Origin of the sequence: Williamsia sp. MIQD14 (genome assembly GCF_051025635.1) — a bacterium.
Taxonomy (GTDB): domain Bacteria; phylum Actinomycetota; class Actinomycetes; order Mycobacteriales; family Mycobacteriaceae; genus Williamsia_A.
On sequence record NZ_JBPFDG010000003.1, the window covers coordinates 344,484 to 369,667 of the forward strand.

General features: G+C 69.0%; 18 protein-coding genes and 1 pseudogene. 9 read left to right on the forward strand and 10 right to left on the reverse strand.

The genetic code is table 11. The features are described 5' to 3' along the window. The first annotated feature begins 82 nt into the window (after positions 1–82). Complete coding sequence (locus ACQ7HM_RS13145; RefSeq protein WP_434216690.1) at positions 83–301, forward strand: hypothetical protein; 219 nt, start codon at positions 83–85, stop codon at positions 299–301. Continuing rightward, complete coding sequence (locus ACQ7HM_RS13150) at positions 288–1,280, forward strand: DUF6414 family protein (RefSeq protein WP_434216691.1); 993 nt, start codon at positions 288–290, stop codon at positions 1,278–1,280. The genes ACQ7HM_RS13145 and ACQ7HM_RS13150 overlap by 14 nt, the downstream gene beginning before the upstream one ends. A gap of 446 nt (positions 1,281–1,726) precedes the next feature. Here the strand turns inward: ACQ7HM_RS13150 and ACQ7HM_RS13155 are convergent, their stop codons facing one another. From ACQ7HM_RS13155 to ACQ7HM_RS13180, 6 genes and pseudogenes are all read right to left on the reverse strand, one after another. Beyond that, the gene (locus ACQ7HM_RS13155; RefSeq protein ID WP_434216692.1) at positions 1,727–3,106 is read right to left on the reverse strand and encodes a lysine N(6)-hydroxylase/L-ornithine N(5)-oxygenase family protein; all 1,380 of its coding nucleotides are present in this window, start codon (positions 3,104–3,106) and stop codon (positions 1,727–1,729) included. Next, on the reverse strand, positions 3,096–4,646 hold the full coding sequence (locus ACQ7HM_RS13160; protein WP_434216952.1) for a pyridoxal phosphate-dependent decarboxylase family protein: 1,551 nt from the start codon (positions 4,644–4,646) through the stop codon (positions 3,096–3,098). Before ACQ7HM_RS13160 ends, ACQ7HM_RS13155 begins: the two co-directional genes overlap by 11 nt. A gap of 117 nt (positions 4,647–4,763) precedes the next feature. Next, positions 4,764–6,074 (reverse strand): annotated as a pseudogene (locus ACQ7HM_RS13165) (condensation domain-containing protein); the annotation flags it as partial. Positions 6,075–6,103: 29 nt separating this feature from the next. Next, positions 6,104–8,431, reverse strand: coding sequence for a penicillin acylase family protein (locus tag ACQ7HM_RS13170; RefSeq protein WP_434216693.1), 2,328 nt, complete (start codon positions 8,429–8,431; stop codon positions 6,104–6,106). Continuing rightward, on the reverse strand, positions 8,428–10,230 hold the full coding sequence (locus tag ACQ7HM_RS13175; protein ID WP_434216953.1) for an IucA/IucC family protein: 1,803 nt from the start codon (positions 10,228–10,230) through the stop codon (positions 8,428–8,430). The genes ACQ7HM_RS13170 and ACQ7HM_RS13175 overlap by 4 nt, the downstream gene beginning before the upstream one ends. A 38-nt stretch (positions 10,231–10,268) precedes the next feature. After that, on the reverse strand, positions 10,269–14,357 hold the full coding sequence (locus ACQ7HM_RS13180) for an amino acid adenylation domain-containing protein (RefSeq protein WP_434216694.1): 4,089 nt from the start codon (positions 14,355–14,357) through the stop codon (positions 10,269–10,271). Positions 14,358–14,474: 117 nt separating this feature from the next. Here ACQ7HM_RS13180 and mbtM point away from each other — a divergent pair, with 117 nt between their 5' ends. The 4 genes from mbtM to ACQ7HM_RS13200 all read left to right on the forward strand — a co-directional run bounded on the left by mbtM (position 14,475) and on the right by ACQ7HM_RS13200 (position 19,233). Further along, positions 14,475–16,127, forward strand: coding sequence for a long-chain-fatty acid--ACP ligase MbtM (gene mbtM, locus ACQ7HM_RS13185; protein ID WP_434216695.1), 1,653 nt, complete (start codon positions 14,475–14,477; stop codon positions 16,125–16,127). Continuing rightward, the gene (locus ACQ7HM_RS13190) at positions 16,124–17,284 is read left to right on the forward strand and encodes an acyl-CoA dehydrogenase family protein (protein ID WP_434216954.1); all 1,161 of its coding nucleotides are present in this window, start codon (positions 16,124–16,126) and stop codon (positions 17,282–17,284) included. The genes mbtM and ACQ7HM_RS13190 overlap by 4 nt, the downstream gene beginning before the upstream one ends. Before the next feature lie 90 nt (positions 17,285–17,374). Continuing rightward, positions 17,375–18,202 carry a hypothetical protein gene (locus ACQ7HM_RS13195; protein ID WP_434216696.1) on the forward strand — a complete coding sequence of 276 codons (828 nt, stop codon included), beginning with the start codon at positions 17,375–17,377 and terminating at the stop codon, positions 18,200–18,202. Between the two features lie 47 nt (positions 18,203–18,249). Then, positions 18,250–19,233 (forward strand): ABC transporter substrate-binding protein, encoded by a 984-nt coding sequence (locus ACQ7HM_RS13200; RefSeq protein WP_434216697.1) that lies wholly within the window; start codon positions 18,250–18,252, stop codon positions 19,231–19,233. A 16-nt stretch (positions 19,234–19,249) separates the two neighbouring features. On the opposite strand, the gene ACQ7HM_RS13205 is transcribed toward ACQ7HM_RS13200, so the two are convergent. The 3 genes from ACQ7HM_RS13205 to ACQ7HM_RS13215 all read right to left on the reverse strand — a co-directional run bounded on the left by ACQ7HM_RS13205 (position 19,250) and on the right by ACQ7HM_RS13215 (position 21,391). Beyond that, the gene (locus ACQ7HM_RS13205; RefSeq protein WP_434216698.1) at positions 19,250–20,047 is read right to left on the reverse strand and encodes an exodeoxyribonuclease III; all 798 of its coding nucleotides are present in this window, start codon (positions 20,045–20,047) and stop codon (positions 19,250–19,252) included. 55 nt (positions 20,048–20,102) lie between these two features. Beyond that, a complete protein-coding gene (locus tag ACQ7HM_RS13210; RefSeq protein ID WP_434216955.1) occupies positions 20,103–20,594 on the reverse strand; it encodes a CHAP domain-containing protein in 492 nt (163 codons plus the stop codon). A gap of 128 nt (positions 20,595–20,722) precedes the next feature. Then, complete coding sequence (locus ACQ7HM_RS13215; protein ID WP_434216699.1) at positions 20,723–21,391, reverse strand: hypothetical protein; 669 nt, start codon at positions 21,389–21,391, stop codon at positions 20,723–20,725. Positions 21,392–21,504: 113 nt separating this feature from the next. Between ACQ7HM_RS13215 and ACQ7HM_RS13220 the strand changes: the two genes are divergently transcribed. Then, positions 21,505–21,798 (forward strand): zinc ribbon domain-containing protein, encoded by a 294-nt coding sequence (locus ACQ7HM_RS13220; protein ID WP_434216700.1) that lies wholly within the window; start codon positions 21,505–21,507, stop codon positions 21,796–21,798. A 25-nt stretch (positions 21,799–21,823) separates the two neighbouring features. Further along, a complete protein-coding gene (gene fmdA, locus ACQ7HM_RS13225; RefSeq protein ID WP_434216701.1) occupies positions 21,824–23,077 on the forward strand; it encodes a formamidase in 1,254 nt (417 codons plus the stop codon). A 10-nt stretch (positions 23,078–23,087) separates the two neighbouring features. Here the strand turns inward: fmdA and ACQ7HM_RS13230 are convergent, their stop codons facing one another. Further along, positions 23,088–23,471 (reverse strand): hypothetical protein, encoded by a 384-nt coding sequence (locus ACQ7HM_RS13230; RefSeq protein WP_434216702.1) that lies wholly within the window; start codon positions 23,469–23,471, stop codon positions 23,088–23,090. 275 nt (positions 23,472–23,746) lie between these two features. Between ACQ7HM_RS13230 and eat the strand changes: the two genes are divergently transcribed. Then, positions 23,747–25,183 carry an ethanolamine permease gene (gene eat / locus ACQ7HM_RS13235; RefSeq protein ID WP_434216703.1) on the forward strand — a complete coding sequence of 479 codons (1,437 nt, stop codon included), beginning with the start codon at positions 23,747–23,749 and terminating at the stop codon, positions 25,181–25,183. Position 25,184: the final 1 nt, after the last annotated feature.

The window sequence follows — 25,184 nt, forward strand, 5'->3', positions numbered from 1 at the left end:
GAGGTGATATCCCGGGACTCACGACCCGCACGGTCGTCGCCACGGCGGCTGGCCAATTGCGGTGCGTCACGGAAGGCCCTGAGTGAGCGCGATTATCGATTCCAAAGGTCCGCTGTCGATCGATCTGGTGTCCCTGCTCGGCTTCGCCTTTCACGAAACGAGTGTCGGCGACATGCCGAGCATTCGGGACGAGATGTCGCAGGCCGTATCATTGAGCGTGCCGATTGCGGTCCAGTGGGCCATCATTCCCCCGAGTCGGGGGCTGTCCCTTGGAGGAGGAAAGTTGAATGTTTCTTCGTGACTACCTATATGTAGATTTGGATAAAGTTCGGGCGTTGATATCGCAAATACTTGATGGAGTTCCCGAACTGTCGACTCGCGTGGAAAGAAAAGAGAAAGACCGAGAGTTAAAAAATCGATACATTGGGGGCGTGTCGACGAAAAACGCAGATGAGCAATCGTACGAGAATAGTCTCTCGGACTCGTTGTTTCGAATCCTCGAAGAGGAACTGGAGCCGCTAGGGCTACTGGTAGATGTTTCACAAGAGCTCGCCGCGTCTAATGATTGGGGGGCACTTGAGGATACGATCTACCCGGGCGCCATCCTACGAATTTCGGCGCCAGCCACTCTTTTTCACCCGGGGCATCTTTCGAATGCGTTGGTTGGTATTGCGACGGCTGCGCACGGGTTGTCGACACTGGGAGACGTCGATGCGCCTCCTCCGGCTGGCCCTGGCGGGGGTAAGCGCAAAAATCAGCCTAGAAACCGAGCGCTTCCTCAAAAGGTTGCGGGCGGCAACCCGGAAGATTTGTTGCCCTCTGAGGCCAAGATTCCTGTCCTTGACATACCTCGGGAAGAGCTTTCAGGAATGATTCAGCTTATTCGGGGTCTTTACGACAACGGTGTGCATCTCACAATGAAGCCGTGTGGCTCCGATGGCCCGGTGGTCTCGGCGCGCCTCGAAAGTGGAAGAAGGTTCCTTGATGCATCGCCTGAGATACTGTTCTCTCGCTACGGCTCAGGCGAACAGGTCTGGACCGCGGTCGGGCTGGTCGGACAGTTAGGCATAACTGCCCCTGATGCCGATCCGCCGAGAGCTGTAGACGACGATGGAAACATAAGCCGTGCGTCCACAATGGGACTGATCGACTGGTTTCTCTCGATTGCGGGCACGTCAGGTCTGATTGACCAGCCTGTCAAGCCTAGCTTTTCATTCGTGCCACTTGCAGTCTATAGATCGATTGGACAGCCTGAGGTGCAGCCGAGTCTGCATGCGTAATAAGAAGTTATGTGTATACGCGACTAGTAACGAAAGTCAGAGAGCGAAAGAATCTCAAACAAATTTCAAGGCGTCGGATTCGTACGCGCGGCAACTGGCAGTGTTAATTTTCGTGTGTCGCGCATATCCTAGGGTGGTGGGACCCTCGTCTTGACCCGCGCCTCGCGGTCCGCTCGAACTAGCTTTGAAGCTGTTCGGCGGCCCCCGCGACCAACGTCGAACCCAGCAGTACATCCGAATCGTGCCTGTGTCTTCTTTCCGCAAGTTTAAGCGGCAGTGACCGCAGACTGCCATTTGCACTCGCAAGAACGAACTTCGAAAGTTTCGACCGACCCTTCTAGACCCCTCTTCATGCCATGCTGAACAATTGCTGGCACTGTCACGTTCGTCAGAAGTCGCAGCGAGATCCAACCGGGCCGTCAGCACTTACCGCCCAAATGGGGCGTTTACGTGCCCAACTGGGGTAGCGGGAGCTCGATCACGTCCTCGCCCGGGCCGAAGGTGGTGAACGCCGTGTGGCCGGGGAGCCGGTAGACCTCACGGCCGGTGACCGCGTTGAGGATGCGCGCGTTGCGGACCGCGCCGATGTCGAGGTTCGGCGAGGACACGCCGTGGCTGTGTTCCTCGGCGTTCGCGACGAACAGTCGACGGTCGAGGCCCTCGCGCATCGTGACGGAGTGGTCGTCGGCGATGACCGGTCGGCCCCGGGAGTCCCGGACCATCAGGGCGTCGAGCGGGTCGAGGAACGACGTGCTGCGCGGTCGGTATCCGGTGGCCGCGACGACGAGGTCGGCGGTGTGCGCGATCGTCGCGCCCGTGTCGTCGTGGCGCGCGTGGATGCGCAGGCGCCCGTCGGGCTGCTCGGCCAGACCCGTCACCGACACCCCGACACGCAACTGCACCGGCGGGAGCTTGCCGGCGAGCTGGCGGCGGTAGAGCAGATCGTGGAGGCGTTCGAGGGTGTCGGCGGAGATGCCCTTGTGGAACTGCCAGTGGCCCGCGCGCACGGAGTCGCGGGTCTGCTCGGGCAGCGAGTGGAAGTAGTCCATGTACGCCGGTGTCGTCATCTCCAGCGACAGCTTCGTGAAGTCGAGCGGCGCGAACCACCCGGTGCGGGTCCACCACCGTACGGCGGGGCCGCCGGCGAGGTTGGCCTCGAGAAGATCGACGACGATCTCGGCGCCCGACTGCCCCGACCCGATGACGGTCACCGCCTCGGCGGCGTGGGCGCGGGACCGGTGGCCGAGGTAGTCGCTGCTGTGGATCAACGACGGTGATCCGGTCGCGTCCCGCGCGGTCGCCCGTGCCGAGAGCGTCTGTGTCGAGAGCGTTCGGGGCAGATGCGGTTCGGTGCCGACGCCGCAGACCACGTGGGTCGCATGGATGACCGACCTCTCGCCGTCGGAGGTGACGACGACACGGAACGAGTCGGTCTCGGCGTCGAAGTGGACCTCGGAGACCGAGGTGTCCCACCGCAGCGAGCCCAGTCGTTCGACGACCCACAGCAGGTAGGCCTCGTACTCGACGCGTGTGGGGAAGAAGTTCTCGCGCACCAGGAACGGGTAGAGGCGGTCGACGTCGGCGAGATAGGCCAGGAACGACATCGGGTGGGTCGGGTCGACGAGCGAGACGAGGTCGGAGAGGAAGCTGACCTGCAGTGTCGCATCGTCGAACATCAACCCGGGATGCCAGCGGAACTCCGGGCGTGCGTCGACGACGAGGAGGTCGAGGTCGTCCACGGTCGACGCCAGTGCGGCGAGGCCGAGGTTGAACGGGCCGCAGCCGATCGCGAGAACGTCGACGCGACGGGGGGACTCAGTGCTCACGGGATGCCTCCAGCGCGTCGGTGGACGGTGAATGGATGGACGGGCCGTCGGCCGAGAGTGCGCGTGCGTTCTCGGATTCGACCTCGAGTGCCACACGGATGATGTCGTCGAACAGGGCGTCGATGTCGGTCTCGTGGGTCTCGGGGTTGAGCAGGGTCAGCTTCAGGCAGACCTGCGGGTGGTCGGCGTCGGCGGTCACCACCCGGGTGCGGCCGATGAGGGCCGCCCCGGACCGGATGAGGCGGCGTCGGAGTTCGGCGTTCACCGCGTCGAGATCGGCGCAGCGGTAGCGGAACACGACCGTGGTGAGGGTCACCGGGGCGATCAGCTCGAGATGCGGTTCGGTAGCGATCCGCTGCTCGGCGTGCCGTGCGAGATCGTGGCACCGATCGAGCATCGCCCCGAGCCCCAGCCTGCCGTAGGCGAGGAACGTGGCGGCCACCTTGAGGACGTCGGGACGCCGCGTGGTCTGCAGGGTCTGCCCCAGCAGACCGCCGTATCCCGCCTCGATGTCGTCGGTGGGGTTGAGATACGACACCGACCGGTCGACGGCGGCGAACCGTCCGGAGTCGGCGAGCAGCAACACACTCGCCGCGGCCGGCTGCCACCCGATCTTGTGGAGATCCAACGTGATCGAGTCGGCACGATCGACCCCGTCGAGGAGACCGGCGAGTCGATCGGAGAACAACGACCCGAAACCGTAGGCGGCGTCGACGTGCAGCCACACACCGTGCCGACGGGCGATGGCGGAGATCTCGCGCAGCGGATCGACGGTGCCGAAATCGGTGGTGCCCGCGGTGGCGACGATGGCCACCGGCGTCCGATCCCCGGCGGCGGCGAGCGCGGCCTCGAGCGCCGCGGGGACCATGCGGTGGTCGTCGTCGACGTCGATGCCGACCACCGCCGATTCGCCGAGACCGAGTGCGGCGCAGGCGCGATGCAGCGAGAAGTGCGCGATCCGCGAGCAGAACACGACCGGACGGGGGAGTGCTCCGGTGCCGTCGGCGCGGGTGTCGAGGCCGATGGCCGCGGCGGCGTGGTCGCGAGCGATCAACAGGGCCAGGAGGTTCGAGTACGAGCCACCCGGCCCGAACACGCCGCCCGCATCGGCGCCGAGGCCGGCGAGATCGGCCAGCGCCGCGATCATCCACTGCTCGATGGCCAGCGTCGCGGGCCCCGAATCGTAGGTGTCGAGGGAGGCGTTGGTGGCCCCGGCGAGGGCGTCGGCGACGACCGCGACCGTCAGGGGTGGGGGTTGCAGGTGCGCGGCGGTACGTGTGTGGGTGAGGTCGAGACCGTGTCGTGCGACGAGGTCGCCGAGACGGGCCAGTGCCTGCGATTCGCCGATGCCGGCCGAGGGGATGACCCGCGGGCCGAGGCGGGAACCGACCTCGTCGAGGACGTCACCGGGGAGTCCGTGCGGCAGGGGTGCGCCGTGGTGGGACGTGGCGGAGACCGATTCGGCCATGCGGATGAGATCCTCGCCGACCTGTGCCCACCCCCGACCGGGGGAGGTGAAACGAGAACGGCGTGCGGGCAACTCGGGGAAGGCGCACGCCGCACGCACCGCGTCGACGAGGTCGGCGACGGTGGAGTCGAGGTCGGCGGGCAGTTCACGGAGCAGACCCATCGCTACGCCCGGCGCACGCTGCGTCACCTCCGCGTCGGGGGTGTCGGTGCGACGGTCGATCTCGAGTTGGATCCCGTCGTCGGTGATCTCGAAGGCATAGCTCAGCGTGTAGCCGCCGACGCCTGTCGAGACCGATCGGTAGGCGACGCCGCCTCCGGCTGCGACACCCCGTACCGGTGCGCTGCGCACCGAGGCCATCACGTCGGCGACGGGGAACCGCCCGCCGTGGGTGCGCAGGGCGGTCAGCAGGGTGCCGTAGTCGACCGACGCGAACTCCATCGCCGAGTAGACGGCGGACATCATGCGGTGCAACGTCTCCCGGACCGATGCCGTCGGGTCGACGGTGAACCGGATCGGCACGATGTTGCCGCAGTACCCGACCGCACGCGGGTCCTCGTCGGCCCGCCGGTTCTCGCTCGGGACGAGCATCACGAAGTCGTCGGCGCCGCTGAGCGAGTGTGCGGCCAGCGCGCACACCCCGATCATCAGTGCGTTCGATGTCGCGCCGATGTCGCGGGCGACGTCGGCCAGGGCGGTGACCACCGCGGGGTCGACGGCGCGGCGGTCCCGCGACACCGCGCCCTCGTCGAGGGGGGTGATCCAGCTCTGTTCGGCCGACTCCGTCGGCCGGGCCCCGGTCAGCGGGTGCCGGATGTCGTCGGCGGCCCAGGTCGACAGGGCATGGCGCAGTGCGTCGTCGACCGGTGCTGCAGATCCATCCGGCCCGGCACCGCCTGTCTCGGTCCCGCCGGTCTCGACACCGGTGACCGTGCTCGCGCCGGCGACGAGGGGGCCCAGCACTACCGGCCACGAGGTGCCGTCGACGGCGATGTGGTGGATGACGAGGATCAGCGTGCACGTGCCGTCGGGGAGCACGGTCAGGCGTGCGCGGGCCGGTGCCTCGTCGGCCAGATTGAACGGCCGTCGGGTGAGCGACTCCGCGGCGTCGTCGACGTCGTCGATTCGTGCTTCGCCCTCCGCCGACGCGGGCCACTCCCAGACGGTGTCGGGTGCCGACCAGCCGGCCTCGACGTCGACGCGCCGCCGTCGCACGACACCCTCGTCGTCGACGATGACCGACGACAGGACCGGGCTGCGCAGCGTCTCCTCGAGGGCGGCGACCACACTCTGCGCCGGCCGACCGTCGATGAACGTGAGCACGAGACCGATGTTGTGCGAGATCGACGCGGGATCGAGCTGGTGGATACGCCACATCCGACATTCGGCGACGCCGAGCTCACCGTCCGGTCGGGGCGTCGAATCCGTTGCGGCGTCGGGAGTCGAGGCCGTGTCGGCGGCGACCGCGCCGGTGTCGACACCGGCGAGGCGTCGTCGCATCAGCTCGAGCCGTGATTCGTCCAGTACGCTCACGCGTCCTCCATCGTTCGACTGTCGGTGGTTGTCCCCGTGGTGGCCGGGGTGGAGATCGGGTCATGGGCGGTCTCGGTCGGCAACCGGTCCCAGGAGTCGACGACGGGCAGCAGATCACCACGCGCCCACCGTGACGACTGGTTCTGATAGGCGCGGTCGCGCGGGTCGCCGGAGGCCCCGAGGGGTACCACCCACCGGCTGGCGGAGCGGTCGGCGAGGTCCCACACGAAACGCGCGGCCGAGCCGACGCTGCAGGCGTGGCTGAAACCGATTGCGCTGCCGTTGGCGAACACTGTCTCGGCGTCGCCGCCGAGAGCGTGCGGATGGGGGCGCAGCCGTGCCGAGAGTGCGGGGTGGGCGGCCGTCGCACCGACGAGGTCGAACCCGTGGATCGGGGTGAGCACGTGCACGTCACCCCACGTCGGGATGTCGTCGAGGTGGTCGAGACCGGTGGCGACGGCGTCGATGGCCTCGCGCAGGATCGCGGTGACGTCCGCACCGAGCCCGCCCGCGTGGGTGACCACCGATTCCAGTGCGGCCGAGACGCGGGGCAGCGAGACGAACCAGGGATCGAAGACGGCGGGGAACACGTGCCGGGTCGCCAACGGCTGCAGCGCGGGCGAGCGGATGAGGCCCCGGACGAGATGGGCACGGATCTCGGCGAACACGTAGGCCTGCGTGCTGTCGACGGCCATCGACCGGTCCCATCCGTCGAGGTGCGCGACCAGTCGGCGTCCACGCCTGTCGAGGCCGTCGACGTCGGCGAGAAGCCGGACCACGACATCCCGCTCGTCGAGGACGTCGTCGCGATGGATCCGTTCGGAATCGGCGACGCTGTGCTGGGACTTGGCGCGCAGGAGTGTCGCGATCCGGTCGGCACGATCGGCGCGGACACATTCGGTCGTGACGGGCTGCAGCGGCGCCGACGTCATGCGTTGGTTGGCGATGATCGAGAACGACGCGACCTCGGCTGTCCCGGGCTCGTGGACCGAGGTGGCGCGCATCCCGGTCCACCGGTGCCGATCGGTCCAGCCGGGCACCGGGAGCCAGTAGTTCTCGGGTGTGCGTTCGGGCATCGCCCCGACGAGGTGGGCCACGAGTCGACCGCTCGTGTCGCCGATGACGACGCGGTTGACCGGCTCCACCCAGTCGCCCAGCGCACGTTCGACATCGGTGATCGACGCCGCGAAGAGCAGGTCGATGAACGGATCGGCGGTGGTGGTCTCGTCGTGGAGGATCGGGGTGCGCAGGCTCAGTGCGATCGGTGCGTCGGGTCCGCCGACGATCACCGATCCGTGTGTGGTGTCGATGATCTCGACCGTCACCGGTTCGGCGTCACGCACCGTGATGGATTCGGTCCGGGTCGCCACCTCGGTGTCGCCGTGGGGTCCCTGTGCGGTCACCGACCCGTCTCGGCGCGAGAGGCGTTCGATGTAGACGTCCTGGTGGTCGCCCATCGCGTTGGTGATGCCCCATGCGACCGGGCCCGCGTGGCTGAAGTGCGGCATGCCCGGGACCCCGGCGAACGCAAGGCCGACGACGTCGAATTCCGGTGACGCGAGATGGGTCTGGAGGTAGATCCCGGGGAGTTCGAGGAAGCGGTGCGGATCGCCGGCGATCTGCGGCGAGCCGCTCGACGAGTGTGCGGCGGCGACTCCCCATGCGTTGCTGCCGCTGATCGCGTCGCTGAGCGGAGTCGGTCCGGGCGGTTCGGCCCCGGTGGTGCCCGCTGCCGCGAACTCGGCGAGCACGGTGTCGAGGAACGCGGTGTCGGGCAGGGGCGGGTCGAAGGGATCGTCCGGGTCGGGGTCGTCGGGGCCCTCGAAATCGAACAGGCGCAGGGCATCCGGACCGAGATGGGTGCAGGCGTGCACGCGCCACAGTTTGGTCAGGAAACGGCCGAAGAGGATGTTGTGGGTGATGAACACCGCGATTGGCGTCCACGGTGACCAGGGCGCCGGCCGGTGGTCGAGTTCGGTGAGTTCGAGGGCCCGGGCGGTGCCCAGCGTGCTGTTGACCCCGTCGACATACGCCGCGAACAGGTCTCGCGTCCGCACCGAGGAGCGAGCGAGGATCCGGCGTGCGGCGCGGTCGATCCCGGCGCGCCGGGCGAACTCGTCCCAGCCGACGGCGTCGGCGCCGAAGACCTCGGCGGTGCGGCCCTCCGACCGCAGTCGGAGGAACTCGATCTGCCAGGCGCGGTCGAGGCCACACGCCCGGCCCTGTCCGTACAGGGCGCCGCGTGCCGAGTGGGCGCGGATGTGCGGGACACCCCATGCGTCGCGGCGGATCTCGACACCCTGGGCATCGCAGGGAGCGGTCACGGGCGTTGCGCTGCCGACGGCGGGGAGGGGGCGTACCGCGCGATCGGGTTCACGAGGCGGTGGTCGGTGTCGAGCAGGGCGGCGTAGGAGTCACCGAGATCCACCATGCGGCGACTGTTGCCGAGCTGCAGGCGGTTCATGTGGATGGCCCCGAAGTCGGGTGCGAACAGGTCCCACCGGGCGAACCGGTCGGCGAGGTCGGGGTGGTCGCCGATGTAGGCGGTCACGCTGTCGGCGACGGTCTTCCAGAACGAGGCGTCGTCGCACAGACCGGCCTGGTGCAGGATCCCGGCCAATGGTCGGAGGAAGTCGTCGAAGACGTCGGACAGGATGCCCAGGTTGCCGATGGCGTCGTCGGTGGGGACGACCGCGCGGCGGCAGGACTCGGGCAACCCGGGGGCGTCGTCGCCGATGGTGACCTCCTCGCCGATGTCCTTGAGGATCGCCCGCACCGGCACGCCGTCGGCGAGCACCAGGATCAGGTTCTCGCCGTGCGGCGAGAACTTCAGCCGGTACCGGTAGAGGAGGTGGATGATCGGGTGCAGATAGGTGCGCAGGTAGCGCGCGAGCCATGCGGTGGCGGACAGTCCGGACCGTTCGACGAGCGCACCCACCAGCGGGTCACCGCGGTGGTCGATGTGCAGCAGTGCCGCCATCGTCATCAGCTGCTGGTCGTCGTCGACGAGACCGACGGGGCTCTGCCGCCACAGCGCCGACATCAGTTTCCGGTACTCCGATCCGGGCTCGGTGACGCTCTGCAGCACCGGGTTGCGGTAGCCGATCGCGACGACCTCGAACACCATCGTGAAGCCCACGGACCGCAGGAACGGGTCGTCGCCGACCCGGTCCCGGACCCAGTCGTTGATGAGCGGGGTGGTGCGCATGTAGTCGGCCGACATCCCGCGGGTGAAGCCCATGTTGGTGATCGACAGGGCGAGTTTGACGTAGTGCCTGCGGGGTTCGTCGGCGTTGAACAGCGTGCGGATCGACTGCTGTGGTCGATACAGGTCGGTGCCCTCCCCGACGCACACCAGCGTGCCCTCGGCGAGTTCGCGCGCGAAGACGCGAGCGACCTTCTCGTTCCACTGCCACGGGTGCACGGGCAGGTAGAGGAAGTCGGCGGGATCGAGTCCCCGCGAACGCAACTCGGCGTCGAACTCGTCGAGGGTGGTCGAACCCAGTTCGCCGCGCAGCAGGTCGTGGTGGTCGTGGTCGGACATGGCCGCGACCTCGCAGTGTCCGCGGGGCGCCGCGACCCACACCAGTCGGCAGTGCTCACCGCGCTCGGGTGCATAGCGGGCGACGTCGTCGGAGCTGAACCCGATACGACCGGCATTGGCCACGATGCAGGGATGTCCCTCGGTCATCGTCTGCTCGACGGTCTGGAAATCCGCCCGGGCCAGTTCCGCTGCGGGGACACGGAGGTGGTCGGGTCGATCGGCGCCCAGGCCGAGCGTGTTGACGAACTCCTCGAGATAGGCGGGCACGGCGTCGGCGGCGATCGCGAGGCGCTCGCGCAGGTCGAGAAGCATCGCGACCGGATCGACCGGCACGTCGGCGCCGTCTACCAGGCGGCGCATCGACGGCCCGTCGATCACCCAGTTGTCCAGCGACAACACCTCGGCACGGAACACGTACTCGGTGCTTTGGTCGTCGGAAACGACCAGATACATCGAACCGGCACCCGACGCCCCGGCGTCGTCGGGACCGGGCCCCAACGGGATCGGGTGGATGATCTGTTCGTGGGCGAACTCGGCCAGCACCTTGCGCGCCATACGTCGCCCGTACACCGCGGCCATGTGGGCGCGGCCGTCGGTGACGGGTGACACCGTGGCGGTCACCGGGTGGCCGTCTCGGTCGCGGCGAAATCCTCTGCTGTGCAATAGCTCAGACGCGCCGTCTTCGCCCCGACGGGGTGATCGCCGGCGACGCGGAACCCGACCAGGTCGTTGAGTCGATGAACGGCGGTGTTGCGGACGTCGGGTTCGACGACGACGCGCCGCGCGCCGGCCTCGGTGAACGCGGTCCGCATGATGTGGCGCATGACCGCTTCGGTGAAGCCGGCCACCGGGGTGTCGGTCGGGGCGACCAGCAGGTGCATGCCGACGTCGCCGGGGGAGTGGACGTAACCGGTACCCGCATCGGCCAGTTCGCTCGAGAGGGGTTCGTAGAGTTCGAAGAGGAACTGCGGCTCGGCCCCCACGCCTCCGACACGGTCCTCATCCCCGCCGACACCGACGACGCCGAGTCGCATCCCGAAACCGGTCGCGTCGGCATGGGTGATCAGGGCGACGACCTCCTCGCGGGTGGCCGACGACATGTCCCAGAAGTGCGACTTGGGGTGGGTGAGCCACCGGTGCACGAGGTCGACGTCGGTGTCGAGATCGATACGACGATGGGTGATCTCGCGGTCGGTGGTGTCCGGGTCGCTGTCGGCCCGGTCGAGTTCGGAGGCGACCTCGCCGGCCGAGAGCCCGAGCACATCGAGCATCACCTCGGCGACCTCGGTGATCGCCGCACCGTGCAGTTCGTCGAGCCGTGTCGCGACACCCGCGACGGATCGGCGGGTGAAGACGTCGGCCACGGTCACCGAGGCCGCGGCACCGGGTACGGCGAGCCACCGGCGGATCTCGGCGACGAACCGTGTGGCGAGCACCGAATCCCCGCCCAGGGCGACGAACTCGTCGGTGACGCCGATCGGCCGTGTGTCGAGGATGGTCTCGAGCACCGTCACGAGGGCCTTCTCCACCGGCGTGCGCGGGGCAATCGACGCCGACGACCCGGCGTCGTCGAACTGCTCTGCGATACGCGCCCGATCGAGTTTGCCGTTGGCGGTCAACGGGAGCCGGTCGACGACGGTGATCGATCGCGGGATCATGTGCGCGGGGAGCAGTGCACCCAGATCGGCGACGAGACGCGGGGGTTCGGAGGTTTCTGTGGTCGGTCCGGTCACCGCGGCCCGCAGGTCGCGTCCGTCGGTCCAGGCCACGGCGGCCGACACCTGCTCCAGGCGTAGCAGTGCGGCCTCCACCTCGCCGAGTTCCACGCGATGCCCGCGGATCTTCACCATGTGGTCGTCGCGGCCGAGGAAGTCGAGGAACGCACCCGGCAGGTACCGCGCGACATCCCCGGTGCGGTACCACCGCACGTCGTCGACCTCGACGAAACGCTCCGCGGTGCGGTCGGTGTCCCCGCGATACCCCGCGGCCACCCCGTCGCCGCCGATCCAGAGTTCACCGGGCACGAAGTCGGGCCGATCGCGGCCGATGGCGTCGACGACCCGGCAGCGCACGCCGCGCAGGGGGGTGCCGTACGGGACGAAGCCGCTGTCCTCACCGACGTCGGCCAGTTCGCAGACGGTGGAGTGGATCGCGGTCTCGGTGGTGCCGCCGAGACCCGCGGCGCGGACGCCCGGTACCTGCTCGGCGATGCGCCGCAGATGGCCCACCTCGACACGGTCGCCTCCGGTGAGCACGACCCGCAGCGACGCGGGCATGTCGGTGATGTCGAGGAGCATCCCGAGAACCGTGGGGACGCAGTTCAGTACGGTCACCGACGCCTCGTGGAGCGCCCGAGCCCAGGAGTCGACGCGGGTGGTGGGGTCGTCGTCTCCGACGACCACCGATCCGCCGACGGCGAGCAGTGCGAACACGTCGAACACCGAGAGGTCGAACTCGAGGGACGACACCATGAGCGCGCGATCGGATGCGTCCAGCTCGTATCGGTCGGTGAGGTCGGTCAGCGTCGCGACCGCGGCGCGATGGGGGACCTCGACACCCTTCGGGGTACCGGTCGACCCCGAGGTGAACAGGATGTAGGCGAGCGAGTCGGGGCCGCTCGGGTCGTCGGAGGGGTCGAGTGGTGCGGCCGAGGACGTGTCGTCGAACACGACGACCTCGATCGCGGTGTCGGATACGCGGTCGGGCCGGTCGGTGAGCACCGCCGATGGGGTCGCCACCGCGACGATGCGGTCGCGGCGATCGGCCGGTTGCGACAGCGAGATCGGTACGTAGGTGGCGCCGGCCGCGAGAACGCCGATGGCCGCGACGATCTGCGGTGCGCCCTTGGGCATCGTCACGACGACGGTGTCGCCGGCGCCGACACCGGCTGCGCGCAGTGCCCCCGCCACCCGTCGTGCACGGTCGGCGAGTTCGCCGTGGGTCCAGTTGGACTCGTCGTCGACGAGCGCGGCGGTGTCGGCCCGGGATGCGGAGCGATCGAGGATGCCGCGGTGCAGCGTGCCGTCGAAGATGTCGGTGTCGGGCAGCGGATGTTCGACGGCGTGACGCTCGGCGATCACCTCGGACGGCACGCTCGAGGGTGCCGGTCGCCCCCAGTCGCCGATGACGAGCAGGTCGAGCAGCGTGACGTAATGATCGAACATCGACTGCGCCACAGCAGGATCGAGATCGGAGGCGCGGACGTCCCAATTCAGCAGCAATCCGCCGTCGATCTCGGTGACCTGCGCGTCGAGGAGGACCTGGGGGCCCTGCGACACGATCCAGGACGGGGTGCCGAACACCTCGGTCACCGCGGGGGAGAACAGTTCGCCGAGCCCGAGTGCGCTGGTGAACACCACCGGCGACACCACCGGTTCGCCGCGCCGCCGGCTGAGGTCGCGCAGGACGTCGAGGCCGCTCACGGTGCCGTGCGCCGCGGCGTCGTGCATCGCCGCACGCATGTCCACGGCGCGCTCGACGAGGGTCCGCTCGGCCGTCAGATCGACGGCGACGACGATGGACGACGTGAAGTCGCCGACCACCCGGTCGACGTCCGCGTGGGTCGCGTCGCGATCGAAGAGGGGAACCGTCAGCAGGAAACGGGATGTGGCCGAGTGTGTTCCGACGGCCTCGGCGAACATCGCGGCGACCGCGGTCGCCGGTGTGACGCCGTGTGCGTGGGCGTGGGTCTCGAGGCGCTCGCGATCGGCCGCGTCGATGACGTGGTGCAGCCGCACCGTCGTGGCGCCGCCGTCCGCGCCGGAACCGGTCGGGTCGGTACGCGGCAGCTCCGGTGGTCCGGGGAGGTCGTCGAGACGCGCCCGCCACCAGGCGATGTCGGCGTCGCGGGCCGGCCGCGACGCGCGTGCCGCCGACAGGGTGCGGAAGTCGGTGCCCAGCGGGGTCAACTGCTCGCCGCGGTGGAGGCGGGCCAGGTCGTCGACGAGGACGCGGAAGCTCATGGCGTCGGCCGCGATCATGTCGACGTCGAGATGTACCCGGGTGCGGCCCCGGGGTAACAGGGTGAGCTCGACGCGGATCACCTGACCGTCCTCGACCGGCAGCATCGCGTGGGTGTTGGCCCGGCGCTGCTGCGTGAGGAACTCCCCGACCGCCTGCTCGGACCGGCGTCGGAGGTCGTGGACGCGCACGGCCTCCGGGTGTGCATCGCCGACGCGCTGGGTGCCGTCGGGTGCCACCGCCACGCGCGTCATCGGATGCCGCGCGAGGAGAGCGGCGACGGAGGCTCGGAAGCGGTCCGGATCGATTGCCGTGCCGTCGAACTCGACGTACAGGTGTGCGGCGACACCGCCGAGGTCGTGGCTGTCGGAGCGGCCGACCCAGTACGCGTGCTGCATGGGGGCGAGCGGAAACGGCGAGTCGTCATCGGCGGCCGCGTCGGTGGGATGCACGTCGCCGCGTCGCGGTTCGTTCGCCTCGGCCACGCCCGTGTCGGGGCCCGGTCGGTCGAGCAGACGCGACCACGCCACGATCGTCGGCTCCTGCGCCAGTCGCGCGAAGTCGATGTCGTACCCGCGTTTGCGCCACTGACCTGCGAGCCGCATCATCCGCAGCGAATCGAGCCCCTGCGCGATGAGGTCGCTCTGCGGATCGAGATCGGCCGGGTCGACGCCGAGTGCCGCTCCGACCGCCGACACCACGTCGGTCGACGCGCCCTCCGTCGACACCGCTGTATCGACCACCATGGTGACTCCCCTTCGTTGTCGGCTCCCGTCGAACTTAGGTTAGGTTAGGCTTAATATACAAACGGCGGGGATGCGGAGAGGTGTACGTCGATGTCAGTTGTTCCGACCGATCGCGAAGTGGCACAGCATGATCGGCGTGGTGGCGACAGCGGCCGTCGGGATTGGGCCGGACTGATCGACACGGCGATCAGCGAGAGCGACGCGGTGTTGTCGGCTTTCGACGTGTCCACCGAGCAGTGGGTGCAGCGGCCGTGGCGGGCGATCCGGGAGCGCGCGATAGAGATCGCGACCTGGATCGACGCCACCCGAGGTGGGCGTCCGGCGGGGGCGGCCGTCGGACTGATCGGCGATCCAGGTCCCGACCTGGTCGCCGCGGTGCATGCGTCGTGGCTGTCGGGATCGGCCGTCTCGATCCTCCCCGGACCGGTGCGCGGGGCCGACGACGCGCGGTGGGCGGTGGGCACCGCGGCACGCTTCGCCGGGATCGGGGTCGACATCGTGCTGGGATCCGGCCCCCACCTCGAGGCGCTGATCGCGGTCGACTGTGCGCTGCACATCGAGCACGTCGACCTCGTCGGTGTCGGCATCGACACCGGCGCCCACCGTCCGGTCGGTCTCATCGGCGATGCGCCGGCGATCCTGCAGGGGACCGCCGGATCCACCGGCGACCCGAAGACGGCGGTGCTCACCGCCGACGCGGTCGCCAAGAACACCGCGGCGCTGGTCGACCGTCTACGCCTCGACGCCGCCGACGACATCGGTCTGAGCTGGTTGCCGCTCTACCACGACATGGGACTGACGTTCCTCGTCGCCGGGATGTACACCGGTATCCCACTGTGGATCGCGCCGAACTCGGCCTTCGCCGCGTCGCCGTTCCGGTGGCCGCAGTGGCTCACCGACTCGTCCGCGACCATCACCGCGGCCCCGAATTTCGCCTACGACATCGTCGGTCGCTACGGCCGACTGTTGGCGGGTGCCGATCTGTCCCGCCTCCGGGTCGCGCTCAGCGGCGGCGAACCCATCGATCCCGATGCCTTCGATCGCTTCCTCGCCCACGCGTCGGCGGTCGGATTCGATCCGTCCGCCGCGACACCGGCCTACGGCATGGCGGAATCGGTCTGCGCGGTCACGGTTCCCGCACCGGCCGAGGGTGCACGCTACGACGCGGTGAGCGTGCGAGGTGACGACGGGACGACCATCGAGCGGCGCTACCCGCTGCTCGGCGAACCGTTGGAGGGCATGGAGATCCGTGTCGTGGCCTCCGATGTCGAGGTGCCGGCGATCGACGGACGCGACGTCGGGGGTGTGGAGATCCGCGGAACCTCGATGATGTCGGGCTATCTCGGGCACCCGCCGGTGCAGCCCGGCGACTGGTTTCCGACCGGCGACCTCGGATACCTCGTCGACGGCCGACTCGTCATCTGCGGTCGGGCGAAAGAGATCGTCATCGTCGCCGGTCGCAACCTGTTCCCCGTGGAGATCGAGCGTGCGGCCGCCGGGGTCGACGGCGTCCGACGCGGAGGGGTGGTCGCCGTGTCTCGGGGGTCGGGACGTCCCGGACTCGTGGTCGTCGCCGAGACCCGCACCTCGCCTGCCGAATTGCCACGGTTGCGCGCCGCGGTGATGTCGGCGGTGGCCTCCGACTGCGGGGTGGTCCCCACCGACGTGGTGTTCACCGCCCCCGGGTCGGTGCCGCGCACGACCTCGGGCAAGCTCCGCCGCCTCGCGACCCGCGAACTCGTCGAGTCGGGGGCGTGGGCGTGGGCGTGACCGTCGTCGCGCCCACCGGCACCTACCAGCACCTGCTCGACCGGGTCTTCGACGACGAACTGCGCGGGTGGGTCGACGAGGCGGAGGCCACGGCGCACTTCCCGCGCCGGCTCATCGAGAGACTGGGCGCCGCAGGTGTGTTCGCCGAGAAGTGGGGTACCGCGACGACCCCCGACATCGACAGGCTGGTGGCGCTGTCGTTCGCGCTCGGCCGGCTGGGGTCGGCGGGCATCGGGGTCGGGGTCAGTCTGCACGATTCGGCGATCGCGATCCTGCGCCGCTTCGGTGGCCGTTCGGAGACGCTGCGGGAGGTGGCGCAGGCGGCCATCGCGGGTGAGGCCATCCTGTGTCTCGCGGCGTCGGAGTCGTCGGGTGGGTCGGACCTCCAGATCGCGCAGACCTCGATCACGAGGCAGGACAATGGGTTCTGGGTGCGTGGCGACAAGAAGTTCGTCTCGCTGTCGCCGATCGCCGACCACATCCTGGTCGTCGCCCGCGACTCCTCGGCCGACGGCTCGACGTCCCACGGCAACGTCGCGCTCGTCCTGGTGCCGACCCGCGAGGTCACGGTGCACGCGCCGTGGGCCAAGGCCGGCGCCGCCCCGCTCGACACCGCCGCGGTCGAGATCGACACCTGGGTCCCCGCCGAGAACCTCATCGGCCGTCCCGGAACGGGTCTGGCGATGGTCAGTTGGGGGTTGGCACACGAGCGGCTCTCCATCGCCGGGCAGGTGGCCGCGGCGTGCGAGATGGTCATGGGCATCACGGTCGCCCGCATGCAGGACCGGACCCAGTTCGGGAGCACGCTCTTCGAGCACCAGGCGCTGCGCCTGCGGATGGCGGATCTGCATGCGCGCGTGGAGATGCTGCGCCTGTCGCTCACCGGGGTCGCGGCGACGGGGCGCCTCGACGTGCGCACCGCGTCGGCCCTCAAGGTGACCGCCGCCCGCCTCGGCGAGGAGGTCATGGGCGAGTGCATGCACATCTTCGGCGGTTCGGGATATCTCCCCGACGAGACGCCCCTGGCCCGATGGTGGAGGGACATGAAGCTGGCCAGGGTCGGCGGTGGCGCCGATGAGGTGCTGTGGGAGCTCGTCGCCGCAGGGATGCGACCCGACGTCGACGGCTATCGGCGGTTCGCGGACGCGATCAGCTGACCCGCGTTTGGCGATTGAGGTTAGCCTCACCTATATTCTGAGCACACCGCGGGCGACATCACCCGCACCGCGACGAGGAGACCACACGACATGACCCAGGGCGATCCCTACTCGCGTGACACCCAGGGGGCCGAGCACCACGAGGCCACCGCGACCCCGTCGTCGACGCGGACCTCGTCGGTGAACCTGCCCACCGTGCTCGCCTCCGCCGGTGTCGCTGCGGTCGTCTCGGCCGTCATCGTCACGATCGGCGTGGTGGGACTGGTGATCTCGGGCGACATCGACGGTGCGCCGAGTGTATCGGCGCAGACGCCGACCGTCGTCAATCTCGGTGCCGCCCAGTCCGGACTCACCCAGCAACCCGTCGCGCAGGCGGCCCCGCAGTCCGCTGTACCCGCCGCGTCGGCGACGCCCGGCGCTCCCGCGGGCGCCGCCCCGGCCGCCGAGCAGGTTCCCGAGAGCGGCGGCGGCGCGGGAGCGGGAACGGCGCCGGTCGCCACCGCAGCCCCCTCTGCGGCCCAGCCGGCGGCGCCGCAGCAGGCCGCGCCCGCCACTCCTGTCGCCGCACCGCAGGCCCTCACCGCCGGCCAGCTCAACACCAAGGTCCGGATCCTCATGAACACCGGCGCCTCGCGCGCCGCCCGCGCCGACGAACTACAGTCCGGCGCCAGGGGTCTCGGGTCGGTCGACGGTGTCGCAAACCTGTTGCGCGTGAGCGGCGCGGGCTTCACCTACCGGATCATCGACCCGGTGACCGTGAACGGCACCACCCTGAACGCGACGCTGCAGATGACGCTCGTCGGCCAGGGATCGAAGACCCAGGCGTTGTCGTGGGTGTGGTCCGACGGCAAGTGGAGGCTGTCGAACTCCAGCACCTGTGCGGTCGCCGGTCTAGCACTCCTTCCCTGCACGGTCTGAGCAGTCGCGCTCACGCGGCTGCAGCACAACACCTCTCGAGGAGAACGATGACGTCACGACGCCGCCTGGCGACCATCACGATCGCGCTGATCGGTGCGCTCACGCTGGGGTTGTCGGCGTGTAGCGCGCCGGCCGAGAACGACGACGCGTCCGGCTCGGTCGCGCCGGTCACCGTCAACACCTCGGCCGGGTCGGTGACCATCACCTCGATCCCGAAACGGATTGTCGCGATCGGTGACCAGTGGACCGACGCCGTCGCCGCCTTCGGGGTGACGCCGGCCGCCTACGGCACCACCGCGCAGATGCAAGGTGGTTCGGTGTCGCCGTGGGTGAAGGACAAACTGGGTTCGGCGAAGGTCATCGACCTCAGCGGGGATCGTGTGTCGCAGATCGCCGCAGCCGATCCCGACCTGATCCTCCTGCCGGGCTTCGGCGTCGAGTCGGCCGAGATCGACAAGCTCAAGGCCATAGCGCCGACCATCCCCAGCCTCACCGGCGCGCAGATCGACCCGTGGCAGGACCAGATCACCCTGCTCGGCACCATCCTGAGGCAGCAGGACAAAGCCACCGAGATCGTCGACGGGGTGCAGGGCCAGGTGGCCGCGCTGAAGAAGGCCGATCCCGGTCTCGCCGGCAAGACGTTCACCTTCGCGTACCTGTACTCGGCCGATCAGATCCAGGTGTTCGGCGACCCGAAGGACGGCGCGGCGACACTGTTCGCCGATCTGGGACTGACGATCCCGCAGCGGCTGCAGGCGGTGGCCGCACAACAGAAGATGCCGCGATTCCCCATCAGCACCGAGAACATCCCGGAGCTGAACTCCGACCTGCTGGTGATCGCGGCCTCGTCTCCGCAGCTCGCGGGGACGTTGAAGGACCTTCCCGGCTACGGACAGCTCGACTCGGTGAAGAAGAACGCAGTCGCCCAGCTCGACCTCACGGCCATCACTGCGTTGAATCTGCCGTCGGCACTGTCGATCCCGTACGCGCTGGACAAGCTGAAGCCCGCACTCTCCGCCGCCGCGGCCTGATCGTTTCCCGTACAGCTCAGTCGAGGTCGACGATGACCGGGGCGTGATCGCTGGCGCCCTTGCCCTTTCGTTCCTGACGATCGATCTCGGCTCCGATGACCCGGTCGGCCAGGGCGGGTGAGCACAGTGCGAAGTCGATGCGCATCCCCTCGCGGCGGGCGAAGCGGAGCTGGGTGTAGTCCCAGTAGGTGAACACCCCGGGGCCCGGGGTGAACGGGCGCACCACATCGGCGAAACCGGCGTCGACGACGGCGTCGAACGCGGCCCGCTCACGGGGTGAGGTGTGGGTCTTGTCGGCGAAATAGGCGGTGTCCCAGACATCGTCGTCGGTCGGAGCGATGTTCCAGTCACCGGTGAGCGCGATCTGCGCCTGCGGGTTCTCGGCCAGCCACGCCGCGCCGGCCGTGCGCAGCGCCTCGAGCCATGCCAGTTTGTATTCGTAATGCGGATCGGCCAGATCGCGGCCGTTGGGAACGTAGAGACTCCAGACACGCACGCCGCCGCAGGTCGCACCGATCGCGCGCGCCTCGATCACCTTCTCGGCGTCGGCCTTGCCGAAGGCCGGCTGGCCGTCGAAACCTCGGGCGACGTCGTCGATGCCGACGCGTGAGGCGATGGCCACGCCGTTCCACTGGTTGTGGCCGAAGGTCGCGAGGTCGTAGCCGGCGGCCGCGAAACCCATCGCCGGGAACTGCTCATCGGTGCACTTGGTCTCCTGGATCGCCAGGACGTCGATGTCGTGCCGTTCGAGCCAGTCGACCACCCGTTCGCTGCGGGCCCGGATCGAGTTCACATTCCACGTCGCGATACGCACGAGTGCGAACGCTACGCGGCGCCGACGGGTGCAGGCCCGTCGAGGTTGCGACCGTTCAGGCCCGCGGCGCGAGGATGTAGCCCATTCCCGGCACGTGACGGATCCACGTCCACCGGGTCGCGAACGGTCCGCCCGGTCCGTTCATGTCGTACATGTGCAGCCACGTCGATGCACCGACGCGACGGAGCGCGTCGACCCAGCCGACATGGCCGTACCGGCTCGCCCCCTGCACGCCCGGCGGGAACACGACCATCGCGAACGGGCGGGGGGTGGCCGATGTCGACCACCCGGTCGCCCGGGCGTTGCGATACCAGTCGGCGGCGTTGCCTCTCAGGGCGGCATACCGACCGGAGTAGGCGCGGAACTTCTCCATCGCACCCCAGGTGCACTGGCCCGGTGCGCCGGTGTTGTACGAGATCGTCGTGCCGACAGCACGATCGGTCACCGCGGCGGAGGGCGCGGCTGACACCGGGGCGGCGACGAGGGCCACCGGCGCGATCGACACGAGCAGGGTGACGAGGATGCCGAACAGGCGCAGACGCAGCATCACGGGCATGACTTTCGGTTCAGCCGACCCCGAACCGGACGTCTGACGTGGCAGGTGCCGCGACGAAATCTAACGGAACCGTCGCGGTCGTGTCCACGGAACCGATCAGCTCGTGGCCCGCCGGGCGATCAGTTCGGGGCGTTGCCGGTGAGCCGGTAGGTCTTCGAGGTGCCGTTCTCGCCCGTCACGGTGACGGTGCCGAAGGCCCTCTTCGTGACGTCGCCGAGCACCACGGTCACCTGCTCGCCGACGACCGAGCCCTGTGCGCAGTTGGGCTCGCACACCTTGCGCACCTCGGTGCCGCTGCCGACCGCCTCGCGCGCACCCCATCGGGTCCACTGCAGGTTGGTCAGCGAGACGGCGTTGTCGCCGCAGTAGATCGAGGTGATGTCGGACGGTCGCACCTGGGCGTTGCCCGCGCAGTCGTACACGGCGGCGTCGCGGCCGTTGCCCGCCGACTCCGACGACGTCGCCGACGCGGAGTCCTCGGTCGACGTCTCCTCGGTGGTGGTCGTCGTCTCCTCGGTCGTCGTGGTCTCCTCGGTGGTGCTCGGGGTGACCGTGACCGTCTCGGTCGCCGGGGTCGACGACGTCGACGCGCTCGAGGCCTCAGGCGAGTCGCTCGAACCCGATGTCGCGATGAGGATGGCCGCGATCACGATCGCGACCGCGGCGACCGCGGACACCGCCAGCAGGATCGTGGTCCGTCGCGACGACGGATCGGGTCCGCCGGTGGGGTCGGTTCCGGGTTCGTCGGGCCGGGGATCGTGGGGTCCGGGGGTGAAGGGCTCAGTCATGGCCGTCCAAGGATAGGGGACGTGCCTGAGAGGGCACGGTCGTCGCTCCGGTGGACAGGTGTCGCGGGTCGCCTTAGCGTTCCCCCTACGTCCGCAAGACGAGAGGACCCGCGATGCCGCTGTACGGATTCCGCTGTGACCAGGGGTGCGGCGACGCCGAGCGTGCGTTCTCCATGGCGTCGGTGCCCGATCGGATCGCATGTCCCGGATGTGGCGCGGTCGCTCGTCGTCGCTTCGAGTCGATCGCGGTGGGCCATGGCCGGTCGGCGGCGATGCGACTCCACGACGCCACCGCCGCGACCGCGGACTCCCCGCGGGTCACGTCGTCGGTGCCGCCTGCGGGCCCGGGGCGCACCCGGCGACCGGTGTCGACCGATCCGCGGCATCGGCGCCTGCCCCGACCCTGAAACCCCCACCAGATCGGAAACTCCCATGCCCGAGTTGATCTTTCCCCTGGATTCGACCAAGCCGTTCACCGCGCAGGAGAAGGTCGGGCACAACCGGTGGCACCCCGACATCCCCGCCGCGGTGACCGTGAAGGCCGGCGACTCGTTCCGGGTGCACTGCCGGGAGTGGTTCGACGGCGCGATCGTCAACGACGACTCCGCCGACGACATCCGTGACGCCCCGCTCGCCGGTGTCCACGTGTTGTCGGGCCCGATCGCGGTCGAGGGAGCGAAACCCGGCGACCTGCTCATCGTCGACATCCTGGACATCGGGCCCATCCCGCAGGAGGACTCGGGTCCGCTGGCGGGGCAGGGCTGGGGCTACACCGGCATCTTCCCCACCCTCAACGGCGGCGGCTTCCTCACCGAACAGTTCCCGGACGCCTACAAGGCGATCTGGGACTTCCACGGCCAGAAGACGACGTCGCGGCACGTCCCGCACGTCGAGTTCACCGGCATCGTGCACCCGGGTCTGATGGGGACGGCACCCTCGAAGAACCTGTTGAGCACGTGGAACACACGCGAGGCGGCGCTCATCGCGACCGATCCCGAGCGCGTTCCGCCGCTGGCGTTGCCGCCGCTACCCGACAGCGCGATCCTGGGGTCGCTCACCGGCGCGGACTTCGACGCCGTCGCGGCCGAGGGCGCGCGGACCGCACCTCCGCGCGAGAACGGCGGCAACCAGGACATCAAGAACCTCACCAAGGGCAGTCGGATCTTCTATCCCGTGTTCGTGGACGGCGCGAACCTCTCGGTCGGCGACCTGCACTTCTCGCAGGGCGACGGTGAGATCACCTTCTGCGGCGCGATCGAGATGGGCGGCTTCATCGACCTGCGCGTCGAGATCCTCCGCGACGGCATGAGCACCTACGGCGTCAGCGAGAACGCGATCTTCATGCCGGGCAACACCGACCCGCAGTACTCGGAGTTCCTCGCCTTCTCCGGCACGTCGGTCACGCTCGACGGCGAACAGCGCTACCTCGACTCGCATCTGGCGTATCAGCGCGCGTGCCTGCACGCCATCGACTACCTCACGAAATTCGGCTACTCGCCGGAACAGGCCTATCTCCTGTTGGGTGCCGCCCCGATCGAGGGTCGACTGTCCGGGGTCGTCGACATCCCCAATGCCTGTGCGACCGTGTACATCCCGACCGCGATCTTCGATTTCCCGGTTGCCCCCAGCGCGTCCGGGCCGTTTCAGATCGATCCCGGCATCGGGGCCCCGCACTCGGCCTTCTGACGGGCCGGGTTCAGCCGGGGTTCTTCGCAGGCTTTCCGGGCCCGCCGGCGGGGCCACCCGCGCCGGGGCCGGCAGGGTCGTCCTGCTTCTTCTGACGACCGGGCGGCTCCTTCGGTCCGGCGGGACCGGGTGCCTGCTCGGTCGTCGGTGTCGCCTCGGTCGCCTGGGTGGTGGCCGGTGTCGGCGCGGGAGTCGTGGACGTCGTCGTCGGTGTCGCGTCGGTGGACGACGAGACGCTCGAGGTCACGGCCGGGACCGGCTGATCATCGCCACGGCACGACACCCCGATCGCGAGCACGATCACCAGGATCGCGAGCAGCGCCGCGACCGCCACGAGGATGCGAGTGCGCCGAGAGCGCTGCTCCTCGGCCGGCGACGGCATCTGCAGGGTCATCGGTGTCAGATTACGTCGCGTTCGAGGGAACGGGGTCAGCCCGACGACGTGTCCTGCGAGGTCGATCGCCGACGCTCGCACGCTCGCCGATCGTTCGCACGCTTGTGCGCCGTTCGCACGCCGCCGGCGGGGTGCGAACAGCGCGAGAGCGTGCGAACGGTGCATCAGCGTGCGAAGGGGACCGAGCGCGCGAGAAAAGTTCAGAGCCGGTGAACGAAACATGCCCGAAAAGCCGATATCACCCGTAGTTCTCACAACGGGTCTAGCGTCCGGTCATGACGATCGACAAGTCCGCCCCTCCGGTGTCCGCGGCGTCGAAAGGCGCAGGTGCCGAAAGTGATTACCTCGAGAAACGACAGCTGAAGAAGGGGACCGCGGGCTGGGTGCTGCTGGCCGGCCTCGGCGTTAGTTACGTCATCTCCGGCGACTACGCCGGCTGGAACGGCGGGCTCGGCGAGGGCGGCTTCGGCGGCCTGCTGATCGCCGCGATCATCATCGCCGCGATGTATCTGGCCATGGTGCTGGGCATGGCCGAGATGTCGTCGGCGCTGCCGGCCGCGGGGGGCGGCTACACCTTCGCCCGTCGTGCGATGGGTCCCTGGGGCGGATTCGCCACCGGCACGGCCATTCTCATCGAGTACGCGATCGCACCCGCCGCCATCGCCACATTCATCGGCGCCTACGTCGAATCGTTGAACCTGTTCGGCATCACCGACGGCTGGTGGGTCTACCTCGCCGCGTACGCGATCTTCATCGGCGTCCACCTGGTCGGTGCGGGCGAGGCGCTCAAGGCCATGTTCGTCATCACCGGCATCGCGCTGGTCGGACTGGTCGTCTTCGCGGTCGCGGCCGCGGGCATGTTCGACGCCTCGAATCTCACCGACATCGCCGCCGATCCCGACGCCGCCGGGTCATCGAGCTTCCTCCCGAACGGATACCTCGGGATCTGGTCGGCGATCCCCTTCGCCATCTGGTTCTTCCTCGCCGTCGAGGGCGTGCCGCTCGCCGCCGAGGAAGCCGAGAACCCCGAGCGCAACGTCCCGCGCGGCATCATCGTCGCGATGCTGATGCTCGTGGTGACCGGCGCGGTGGTCCTCGTGCTGGCGACCGGAGCGATGGGTGCCGACGAGATCTCCGGTTCGGGCAACCCGCTCGTCGAGGCGCTCGGCGACGGCACCGCCGCCACCGTGGTCAACTACATCGGCCTGGCCGGCCTGATCGCGAGCTTCTTCTCCATCATCTACGCGTACTCGCGTCAGACGTTCGCCCTCTCGCGCGCCGGTTACCTCCCGACGTCACTGTCGCTCACGAACAACCGCAAGGCGCCGGTGTGGGCCCTGATCATCCCCGGCGTGATCGGTTTCGGACTCACCTTCATCGGCGAGGGCGCGATGTTGCTCAACATGGCCGTGTTCGGTGCCGCCCTGAGCTACGTGTTGATGATGATCGCCCACATCGTGTTGCGGGTCCGCGAGCCCGACATGCCGCGCCCGTACCGCACCCCCGGCGGCATCGTGACCACCGGCTTCGCGCTGGTCATCGCGGTCGCCGCGGTGATCGCCACGTTCCTCGTCGACACCACCGCCGCTCTGTGGACCCTCGGTGCTTTCGCGGCGTTCATGGCCTACTTCGGCCTCTACAGCCGCCGCCACCTGGTGGCCGGGTCGCCCGACGAGGAGTTCGCACTGCTCGCCGACGACGAGGTGGCGTGAG